At 38.9% G+C, this 6897-nt stretch carries 6 protein-coding genes and 3 pseudogenes; all 9 read right to left on the bottom strand.

All coding sequences use genetic code 11. The annotated features are described in order from the left end of the window. Positions 1-374 (bottom strand): annotated as a pseudogene (locus tag F6K22_RS25875) (hypothetical protein); the annotation flags it as partial. 512 nt (positions 375-886) lie between these two features. Beyond that, on the bottom strand, positions 887-1615 hold the full coding sequence (locus tag F6K22_RS25870) for a 2-phosphosulfolactate phosphatase family protein (protein ID WP_293104637.1): 729 nt from the start codon (positions 1613-1615) through the stop codon (positions 887-889). 55 nt (positions 1616-1670) lie between these two features. Then, positions 1671-1868 carry a hypothetical protein gene (locus F6K22_RS25865; protein WP_293104634.1) on the bottom strand — a complete coding sequence of 66 codons (198 nt, stop codon included), beginning with the start codon at positions 1866-1868 and terminating at the stop codon, positions 1671-1673. A gap of 25 nt (positions 1869-1893) precedes the next feature. Then, positions 1894-2091 (bottom strand): hypothetical protein, encoded by a 198-nt coding sequence (locus F6K22_RS25860; protein WP_293104632.1) that lies wholly within the window; start codon positions 2089-2091, stop codon positions 1894-1896. Positions 2092-2163: 72 nt separating this feature from the next. Further along, complete coding sequence (locus F6K22_RS25855) at positions 2164-2772, bottom strand: hypothetical protein (protein ID WP_293104629.1); 609 nt, start codon at positions 2770-2772, stop codon at positions 2164-2166. A 476-nt stretch (positions 2773-3248) separates the two neighbouring features. Continuing rightward, positions 3249-3365: a photosystem I reaction center subunit VIII gene (locus tag F6K22_RS25850; RefSeq protein ID WP_293104626.1), complete on the bottom strand. Its 117-nt coding sequence runs from the start codon at positions 3363-3365 to the stop codon at positions 3249-3251. Positions 3366-3549: 184 nt separating this feature from the next. Then, a complete protein-coding gene (locus tag F6K22_RS25845) occupies positions 3550-4035 on the bottom strand; it encodes a photosystem I reaction center protein subunit XI (RefSeq protein WP_293104623.1) in 486 nt (161 codons plus the stop codon). Positions 4036-5529: 1494 nt separating this feature from the next. After that, a pseudogene (locus F6K22_RS25840) lies at positions 5530-5790 on the bottom strand (transposase); the annotation flags it as partial. A gap of 95 nt (positions 5791-5885) precedes the next feature. Further along, a pseudogene (locus F6K22_RS25835) lies at positions 5886-6577 on the bottom strand (IS1 family transposase). Positions 6578-6897: the final 320 nt, after the last annotated feature.

Below are 6897 nucleotides of genomic sequence, written 5' to 3'. Positions count from 1 at the left end.
CAATGTTGGCGATCGCCATCGGGAATTTCTGTAGTGGTCAACCCAGTTAAACTTTGCAAAAGGCGACTTTTTCCTTGTCTCGCACGACAAACTACCCCAATATTAAGAGTATCGCGGGAAAAACGCACCTTCAATTTTGCCAATGCTTCTAATTCTGTAGCTATTTTCAAGTACAACGCCAGAAAATCAATTTCCGCAAGTCTACCTCTGATTTTGTGATCTTCTATTTGTGTAATTAATTGATTACGTTGAGATTCGAGAGCGTGTAATGCAGGGGTCAGCTCCCTAAGATTTGTTTCTGTGCGTTCAATTTTCTGAACCAGGGGGCGACGCTTATGAATAATATCGCTAATAGTTTCTGTTCTATTTCCCATGACACAATTCCTCTATGAAAATTTCAGCAGGATAGGAACTTGAATACTTTCAATATCCTTCTGTCTGAAGTTAGCTACAAATTTTCTTTCCTCCCTTCCGGTTAGTTGCAGATAAATCAAAAAGAAGTACAGTAAAAAAAACCTAACCCCCCGACCCCCTTCCCTACTAGGGAAGGGGGAGAATATTAATCAAATTAAATACTTTTGCGGATCGACCAACCAAGAATCTCTCTCCCCTCTCCTTGTAGGAGAGGGGTTGGGGGAGAGGTCTATATTCCTGCTTCAAGGAGAGATTTTCTCATTGGAACATCCTTACAAGATAGAAAAGGAATATTAATTTCTGGAGATGTCTAATATCATGTCTGGTTGAATAGTTATTATTAAGCTTGTAGTAGGGCTTTAGTCCTAATATATAATGGGCTAAAACCCTACTACAAACAAAAACTTTTTGATCGCTCATTATCCGGACATGATATAATATCGTGTTAGGTAAAACACTAACTTTTTTAGAACTAAGACAAAATTCCAGGTTCTTTCTGCATAGGTAAAACGTCTAAGATATCAGTTTCAGAACAATATTTCAAGTCTTCATAACATTCTAGACGTTGGAGACGTTTGCCATGACTAGCATGATTCATTAATTCATACAATTTTTCCTGCCACTGAAGATAGAGAGACATCGCTCCGAAAACTTCATCATTACCTACAGTTTCATCTAACAGAGAATTAGTTTCTGTAAGTAGACTGTGAGCGATCGCCCCTGCACAAACTGTATCTTCCAGAGAATAACTACCTTCCCATCCGGAACCTAAGACCCAAATTGTTTCTGGTTTATTTTCCTTAAGATATTCAACTACTGAGCGACGGTTAACAAGAGCTGCAGCGAGAACAACCTTAGCATTTTGAATACGTTTAAGACAACGGGTGCCATTAGTAGTAGTCATAAATAAGCGTTTACCTTTGACTGCTTCTGATGTGAAGTTTAAGGGTGAGTTGCCTTCATCACAACCCTCCACTTTTTTACCACCTCGTTCCCCGACACGAATGCGTTTATCCGCAGGCCATTTTTCGCTAACTGCCATTAATTCTTCAACGTCGCTAAATACTTGTACTGCTTCTGCACCCGTATGAATAGCTGTGGCCATTGTTGTTGTCGCTCTGAGGACATCAACTGCGATCGCGCAGTCTGGCATATTTTCCGTGGGGGTTTCTTCCGGGGTATGGTATACGAATATTTTCACGATTTACCTATAAGTAATAGTACCGACTTATTATTGTATTGCTTTATGTTGACATTTATTTTATTTTTCTACTAATAATTCTGCGGACGTCATCTTGAATTTGAGTATCAGTCTTTCCTTCCCATCTTGCTTTTAACAAATTAAGTCCCACCTCTGCATATTTTTTGATAATTTCCAGAACTTCCCAACTATCAGCAGGTTCGGGCTGACCGTTGCCTTTACTAATAGCATGAACTCCAGCCTCTAGCGCCAAACCGACCTCATCATCAACATTTTTACTAAAATATAAAATATACTATATCCTGGGAACCTGTGAGGAGAGCTTGGGAAATATCAACATTTTTTTTGATGGCGTAAGCTGCAGCAAATACATAAGGATCTATCATTCCTCGAAAGACTGCCTGATTTTTGAGCGTGTCGAGATAAGCTTTTGCTTCTGATGTGGGACGAATAGTTGCTGTGGGGTCTGGGGTCAATACGTTTCATTTTTCTACCTCTACTACAGAAGCATCTGCTGTAGGTGATTCTGATATCACCACCACTCAACCCTATCTCACCTTTGAGATGTAGAGTTTAACGTCAATATCTCCCTTATTGTCCCGATACAGCTCAGGAACATCATTCATTATGAAGTAAACAGTTTCTCCTGGATCTAGGGCAAAATCACCTACTTCACCATAAGCTTCACAAGTTTTTTTATCTTCTGTCATTACTACCAATGCTCCCAGAGGAGCTCTTGTACACAATGTGTCATTTGCACGAAAATTAGGGTCACCTTTTGCTGATAAATACCCCTTGGCGCTATCGGGAACATTAGACACATGTTCAGGAATGGCAAGCCATTCACCATTAGCTTCAAACCTAACTTTTATATATTCATTGCTTTTGTTCTGCCAAGGAGTGCCTTTATAAGAATCAGCATGGACTTCTAGATTTTTAACATCTGGTTTCTTAACAGAATTTGTGCTTAAAAAGTTAGATTGATTCAATGCTGCAATAATTAAAACGGTTCCAAGGAAGAATGCTATGAAACGTAGAAAAGGATTAGAGGTAGTGGCTTCCACCTCAGCACCAAATATCTTAAATTTACCTCCAACCAGTGCAATTAAAACCAGAATTCCTCCCAGGACAAGTAACCCAATTTGCATTGTTGGCATAACCTACCTCAAGAATTTTCCACAACTAATGTTTAGACTGCATTGCAACGTAACTAAAATGGAGTTGAATAGCAGTCATCCTACCTTTAACTAGAATAGTTCACCATGTAGGTGACTTTTTTTATTATAGCAGATTACGCCAGGATAAATCCCGCGTGTCGTTATTGGTATAGCGCTACTTGAAAAGGGAATAGGGAACAGGGAACAGGGAACAGTTGACTATCAAAAGGTTTCATGATTTAGAAATGTCCTAACCTATTTGCGTAGTGCTATATAAGATACTAAAGATTAATTTGATACCCGTAATTATATGTAATTATACGATAATTTCAATATTCCTATGGAAAATATTGCCAATATCAACCCTCCCCAAAAATAATAAAAAGTGGCGTTTTTATCTCCTGAATTATCAACCAGGTAGATATTAATACGCCACTTTGTGAATTAACTTATTAACCTAGATTTATTATCAAAAACTAGGCTTCGCTCTCAATGTAAATGAACAATAAACCCATAACTACAATTGGCATTAACCAACAAACTACGGGAATTAAAATCCAAGGTAAGTAAGATGCTGCATAATCACCAGTCATTTCAAATTCTCCTTAAATTACATAATTTAAAAGTAGGCGATCGCCTAATTTAACCAAAAAAGTTTGACCAAAAAATAAGGTCTCAAATCTCCCCTTGGATAGGGGATAAAAAAATCAACTTCAGTATTTCAAGTCTCTAGCTTCAGCCAGATATAGTGTTAACTGATAACTGAATATGAGGAATTTAGTTATTAACAAGACCTCGGAAAATTGAGTCTACAACCTGGAAGTTTTCGATTAGGAAGAAAGCCACAACGGCACCACCCATTGCACCGATGAAGAAACCACCAGTAAATTGACTCCAACCTTCAGAAGTCTTTAATGGGTCTGCACCTTCAGAACTTTCGCCTTGGAAGGAAACTAGGCCATAAGCAGATAAACAAATAGTGGCAATTAGAACTAGAGCGATCGCAGAAATTAGTCCACCTAAGCTAGCAACTGCGGAATCCCGTAATGGACCGAGCTTTGTCCAAGGACCTGCAAGAAAATAACCGTGGGCCATACCTACTTCTAAACCGCGTAGAATTGGAGATAGACCTGGACGGTAGATAGGCAAGTTACCGATAAATGCTCTGGTAAAGTCAGAATCACTGATGGGAGTAGATAAATGACCTACGAAAGGATCTCCTCCATAGGGTTGAACGAATCCTGAATCTGTTGCTTCTGGCATACTTATATTTTTTCCTCTCAAATTGGAGTTCAAAAATCTTTAGAAGATATTAAGGTAATATTTTAGGAGGTAGGTGCATTTTAATCTCAAAATAGGTCTTCAACTTTAGAAAAGTTAATCTAATCTGGGCATCCCTTCATACTTATACCGTTTCACTAAAGTCATAAGGCGCGAAGTCAGAAGTCAAAAATTATAAGTCAGAAGTTAAATTTTTGCTGTGACTATCATTTGAGAATATCCGCGCCAGTAATGGCGACTGCTGTAGTGGACTGACACAGCTCAAACTGTGCATTAGGGAGTACGGACGTTGCATAAGGGCGTCCGTACGGGAGAAAGATTGTTGTTGGGTTACCTTGACGGGATCTTGTTACGTCCCTCAACCCAACCTACACTTATTGCAGCATTTAAGATGTGTCAGTCTAGTAGTTTAATTTTTGCATTTTGAAGTTCTGTGCTACACTATTACCAAATTTTTTGCGTAACTCCTGCCAGAACAGAAATATTAACAACTCAAAAAGGGGGTTCACCACCGAACAGGGGCTTCTCTCCATGGTAAGTATTGCAGATTATGGCCAAGAATGTAGTTGAGGTTTTGAATTTTGAACTTCGGTCTTACAGCATTAAGTAATGTTTTGGATAACTCCTGCTATTAAAAAAATATTAAGAAATAGGTATGACTCTATTAATTAGAGATTAAATTCAATTAAAAAGTTTGATTTAAACAGTATTAAATCATTTTTTAATGTGCAGGGAAAAGTCTACCTATTTTTGAAATTTAAAGTTTTAGCTTTTGACACAGAATTTAGCAACTGTGGCACTACGCATTTAGGTTAGGGCATCTCTAAATACTGAAACTCACTCAGAGATTACTTTTTCTTTTTGCCTGTCTTGAGTGCATCTTACATTCTGAGGTCTCCTCAGAATTATGCACTCGCTTTTGCCTTTTGACTTGCGCGTAGCGCTATAATTTCCGTCCCAATAGAATAATACCGAGCCAAATTTTCTGGCAAACATGAGAGTTTTAGTTTTGAGTGAATAGGTAGTTATTCACAGGGATGGGAGTAATCAATTTAAGATATTTGGAGTATTGACATCCTCCCGACGCTGCACTTGCGTGACAGCGCGGGATTCCTAACCATCGCGCTATTTGGGCTTTCTGCTGCCTATGCGCAGAGGAGCTGCGCTAACAATGCACCAGCCTCCAAGGCCCTCGCCTCTTTCCGGTCTAAAGGCGCGCTCCTAAAGACTTGCCAGCGCCGCCAAAGGGGGTCTCCCCCATGAGCGACTGGCGCTGACACTGCTAGCCCAGCAGCCTAATGGTACTATAGCACACGCTTTGGAAAAACCGCTCTTATTGATTGGTTTTCCCATATCTCAGCTCCCTTGTCAGGAGAGCGCGGGTCAAGGGCCAACGTTGAGATAAAAAATGGCAAACTTCAATATATTCTCCAGCCTTGTAGACTATCAAAGTCAACTAGTAGATGACCAACTTAATTATGATAGGTTGACATTAGGATATAAACAACCCATTTTTTCTCTGGCATTATCCACCTGAAAACGCCAGTCAATTTTGATTCTTTTTTGATTTCTTTCTTTTTCCCAAGTAGCAATTTCAGAGCGTAATTCTTCTATATTTCCGATTCTTCGATTGAGACATTGACGAGATAGAACAGAAAATTCTAGTTCAATTTGATTCAGCCAACTGCCATGTTTTGGAGTATAATGAAACTCTAATGTTCTCATAATTCGACTTGCTTATTCTGGGGAAAACACTTCATATAAAGCTGAGAAAGTATGAGTATTAAGATTATCTAAAACCACCTTAATTGGCGTTGCTGATTAGTAATGATCTATGCTGATGTAGGAAGGGTTTCAAATTTTAGATAGTGCAGCAGAAGACGAATAGAATATTTGAGCATCTCAAGGGACTTAGAGTAGCAAAGGGTTTTGTATGGGATGGCGAGCCAAATAATGTCGGAGTCGAGTATTTTCCCCTTCCACCCTGGTCATATAAGTTTTACTGACGCGCGTGATCCTCTGGTGCAATAAAACAAGGGTACACAGAATAACCATCACTTACATACCAAAAGCTATGCCAGCACCTAATTATTAACCACAAATATTCAAAGGTTTTGCTGCTGCGATCGCCTACAACCCACAACAAGATTCCTGGCTTCCAATGATTGAGTACTGTCCAAATCCCAACTTTGTGTTTCTTGTGGCCTATAAAAGTCTGTAGCTCATCAATTTCAGTGATTTCTGGTATCTCTTGCTCTTCGGGGGCATCTGGTAATTTTATACCTGCATCTTTAATCCATTTGATAATGGTTGTATGATGAACCTCTGTTACTCTTTGGATAGCTCGTCAACCCATGCCATTGAGATACATCTTTAGACATAGTTCTTTAATCTGTGGTGAATAGGGTTGACTTTTAGGGGATTCAACGAATTGACGACCACAGATTCGACATTGGAAACACTGTTGGCCACGTCTTCGGCCATTTTTCCTGGTTTGGGTGGAGTTACATTTCGGACATTTCATATTTTGAATTCTACAACATTTATCATTACTTTTCAGCAACGCCGAAATGTTCCTAGCATTAGGAAAATGTACATCAACTAAATTTTTCATTTGGTAAGCAAAGTCTTTCTTGGTACGTCGTTCAGTAACTTCTATATGTCTCCATCCTCTAAGAGGATCATAAAACCCAAATAAATTACAAGGAACTTGTCTAATACCAATTTCAAAAAATATTGTTACAATAGAATAGGTATAAAATTATTAAGCGATAGCAACTACTCTGTGGCGATCGCTTAACTACCAAAAACCAAAATAACCATACAAAAACTACCCATCCTTCT

Source organism: Okeania sp. SIO2F4 (assembly GCF_010672385.1).
GTDB lineage: Bacteria > Cyanobacteriota > Cyanobacteriia > Cyanobacteriales > Microcoleaceae > Trichodesmium.
Note: the sequence above shows the minus strand (reverse complement) of the source record. Positions and strands in the feature narration are given on the sequence as shown.